Consider the following 3812-nt stretch of genomic DNA (forward strand, 5'->3'; position numbering starts at 1 on the left):
CGCCGCGTTCGGAGGCCTACTTTGTTTTCCCTCTGGCGCAAGGCACGCCGGGAAAACAGTGCGGCCTCGCGGCTACTGGGGTCTACCAGCCTTCGCTTCGCTCTCCATGGCTGGCAGCGTAAGTTTAGTGCACCAACTGTTCTTCCACCTCCAGTACGTGCCGTGTCGTGCCGAGAAGGGTGTCAGGATTCAGGCTCATGGAGTCGATACCGATCCTCACCAGGTATTCCGCCATTTCCGGATAGTCCGAGGGCGCCTGTCCGCACAGTCCCGAGTGACGTCCATTGCGCCGGGCGCCCTCCACGGCCATTCGGATCATGGTTTTTATACCCTCGTCACGTTCATCGAAGTCGAAGGAAACGATTTCCGAATCCCGGTCCACCCCAAGGGCCAGCTGGGTGAGGTCGTTTGAGCCGATGGAGAACCCGTCGAACAGTTTCGAGAACTTGTCGATGAGGATGACATTGTTCGGAATCTCGCACATGACGTAGATCTCCAGACCATCACTGCCACGCTCCAGCCCGTGTTCGGCCATGGCTGAAAGAACTTTCTCACCTTCCTGCAGGGTGCGGCAGAAGGGGATCATGAGTTTGACGTTCTTGAGTCCCATGACTTCACGAACACGTTTCATTGCTGCGCATTCCAAGGCAAAGCCTTCTCTGTAGGCGGGGTGGGTATAACGCGCCGCACCCCGGAAACCGATCATGGGATTGGCTTCCACGGGCTCGAAATAACGCCCGCCCAGCAGTGAAGCATATTCGTTGGTCTTGAAGTCGGACATGCGCACGATCACCGGCTTGGGATAGAAAGCCGCAGCAATCGTTCCTACACCTTCGGAGAGACGTTTGATGAAATACTCGCCACCGTCGTGATAGTTGCGGGTGAGGGTCTCCAGCTGTTTGCATTCCTGCTCGTCTGCGACTTTTTCCGGATGCAGCAGCGCCATGGGATGCGCCTTGATGTATTCGTTGACGATGAACTCCAGCCTGGCCAGGCCGACACCGTCGTTGGGCAGGGCGCGGGTGGTGAATGCCAGATCCGGATTGCCCAGGTTGAGCATGATTTTTGTTTTGGGACGTGCCAGACCCGACAGGTCGGTGCGCTCCACGCTGAAGGGGATATCACCTTTGTACACCCGTCCTTCGTCGCCGCCGGCACAGGAGACGGTAACCATTTCACCGTTACTGATGGCCTGGGTGGCATTGTCGCAGCCCACCACGGCCGGTATGCCCAGTTCCCGGGAAATGATGGCGGCGTGACAGGTACGGCCACCCCGGTTGGTGACGATGGCCGAGGCGATCTTCATCACCGGTTCCCAGTCGGGTGTCGTGGTATCCGCCACCAGCACTTCACCGGCCTGAAATTCGTGCAGGTGGGCGACGTCCGGAATATAACGGGCGATACCTTTACCGATCCTGGTGCCTACGGCATAGCCACGGGTAAGGATCTCGCCGTCGCCATCGAGGTGATACTGTTCCAGTATGCTTCCCTTTTGCTGGGAAGCGACGGTTTCGGGTCTGGCCTGAACGATATACAGTTTGCCATCCAGACCATCCTTTGCCCATTCCATGTCCATGGGCTTGGTGTGCCCGGCTTCCTGGCTGTAGTGCTGCTCGATGGTGAGCGCGTATTCAGCTAGTTTCAGCACTTCCTGGTCACTGATGCAGTAGCGGTTACGGTCTGTGTCGGGCACCCTTTCGTTGCGAGTGGTGGACTTTGTATGGCCGGTGGCATACACCATCCTGATACGCTTGCTGCCCAGATGACGGCGGATGACCGCCCGGTAACCTTCGTGGAAAGTGGGTTTATGGACATAGAATTCGTCGGGCTCCACGTTTCCCTGAACGACATTTTCGCCCAGCCCGTAGGCGCCGGTGATGAATACCACATCTTCGAAACCTGTTTCAGTATCGAGGGAGAACATGACTCCGCTTGCGGCCAGGTCAGAGCGCACCATTTTCATGATGCCGATGGACAGGGCCACCTTGAAATGGTCGAAGCCCTGGTCGACGCGATAGTGTATGGCCCGGTCGGTGAACAGGCTGGCGAAGCAGCGGCGGCAGGCATCCAGCAGGGATGCTTCCCCACTGACGTTCAGATAGGTGTCCTGCTGTCCTGCGAACGAGGCGGTGGGCAGGTCTTCCGCTGTCGCCGAAGAGCGTACGGCCACCGTCAGGCTCTCGCCGTATTGCTCGGTGAGTTTTCCATAGGCCTGGAGTATTTCAGCCTGCAGATCTTCGGGCAGTCCTGCGCCATAGATGATTTCCCGCGCCTGGGCGCCGCGTTTGGCCAGGTCGTCGACATTTTCCGGATCGAGATTGTCGAGTACCTGGTGCAGCTCATCCCAGGCGTTTGCTTCGTCCAGCATGTAACGGTAAGCGCCCGCAGTAACGGCAAAACCGTTGGGAATCAGGATGCCTTTGGGTGTGAGTTGCTGATACATTTCGCCCAGGGAGGCATTCTTGCCACCGACCAGCGGAACATCATCGATGCTCAGTTCCTCGAACCAGCGAATGAGATTGCGTGTGTCAGTCATTGTCGTTTTCCATGGCCGGGTGGTATTTACCTTGCCTGGCAAGGCTGTTGAGGCGTGCGCGCTTGAGCAGTGCTTTCTGTGCTTTCTCCCTGTTTTCCGGCTTGCCCAGCCAGGCATGAAGGGCGGGCTGCTGTAGCGCCCGGCCATAGGAGATGCTCAGTTGCCACGGCGCATTTCCCCTGAGCTGATTGATGGCATTCAGGTTGGCGGTGGCTTCTTCCGGTCCCTGGCCGCCAGACAGAAAATTGATGCTGGGCACGGCGGCAGGTACCGCACGCTTCAGGGTGCGCAGGGTGGCTTCGGCCACTTCCTGGGGATCGGCGGTGCGGCAGTCCTTGCCGGGCAGCACCATGTTGGGCTTGAGTATCATGTGTTCTAGGCTGACACCGTGCAGGTGCAGGGCATGGAATACAGAATGCAGCACATGCTCGGTGACACTGGCACAGCGGTCGATGTCATGGTCGCCGTCCATGAGCACCTCGGGTTCCACGATGGGCACCACGCCCATTTCCTGGCATACGGCTGCATAGCGGGCCAGCATCTCGGCGTTGGCATGCCTGCCCATCTGCGTCGGGTTGTGATGGGAGATCGGATAGACCTCACGCCACTTGGCAAAACGTGCGCCCTGTTTCTTGTAGCCTTCCAGCCGGTTGGCCAGGCCGTCCAGTCCGTAGGTGATCAGGTCGCCGGGAGCGCCGGGCAGGGGACCCTTGCCCTTGTCCACCTTGACACCGGGAACGATCTTCTGGGACCAGGCGACTTCAGGCAGGGGAACCTGATTGTCATCCTTTTGTGCCAGAGTCTCCTCGAACAGGATGACACCGGCGATGTATTTTCCGAGATCCGGTGTATCCAGCAGCAGCGCCCGGTAAGCGCGCCGGTTTTCTTCAGTAGCCTCGACGTTGATGCCGGCGAAGCGCTTGGTAATCGTTGGCAGGCTTTCGTCCGCGGCCAGAATACCGCGGTGATCGTCTACCATGTCGGCGATGGTCTGCTGTAATTCACTGCTTGTGCTCATAATGTCCTCCTGAATATTTTACTTGTGGTTTCTTTCACGCTACCTCGGGGACTAGAGTTTAGAGTAAGCAACATTGTTCCACCGTATATTTTCGGGTGAAATAAAGTTGCTATTTTGTTCATACTGCCCGTTAGAGCCTGTTCTATACGCTGATTGCTGCATCCTGCTCACTTCCTCGCCAATTGGGCGGTTCGAATTTTCTGCATTTACGGTTCCACCACTGCCGGACAGGGACATGGTGAAAAATCAGTAGCAGTC

General features: G+C 57.7%; 2 protein-coding genes. Both read right to left on the reverse strand.

Annotated elements, in window-relative coordinates; translation table 11 throughout:
• Window positions 1-124: 124 nt before the first annotated feature.
• Entirely contained in the window at window positions 125-2536 is a 2412-nt protein-coding gene (ppsA, locus tag ACOCD2_RS14110) for a phosphoenolpyruvate synthase (RefSeq protein WP_293648217.1), read from the reverse strand.
• A complete protein-coding gene (locus tag ACOCD2_RS14115; protein WP_293648214.1) occupies window positions 2529-3554 on the reverse strand; it encodes a class I fructose-bisphosphate aldolase in 1026 nt (341 codons plus the stop codon). Before ACOCD2_RS14115 ends, ppsA begins: the two co-directional genes overlap by 8 nt.
• Between the last annotated feature and the right edge of the window lie 258 nt (window positions 3555-3812).

Source organism: Thiolapillus sp., assembly GCF_048562965.1.
Classification (GTDB): domain Bacteria; phylum Pseudomonadota; class Gammaproteobacteria; order Chromatiales; family Chromatiaceae; genus Thiolapillus; species Thiolapillus brandeum_A.

What these genes read in the sequence shown, in the direction of transcription:
- ppsA (WP_293648217.1), bottom strand. Translation starts at nt 2,536, where the DNA reads ATGACTGACACACGCAATCTCATTCGCTGGTTCGAGGAACTGAGCATC.
- ACOCD2_RS14115 (WP_293648214.1), bottom strand. Translation starts at nt 3,554, where the DNA reads ATGAGCACAAGCAGTGAATTACAGCAGACCATCGCCGACATGGTAGAC.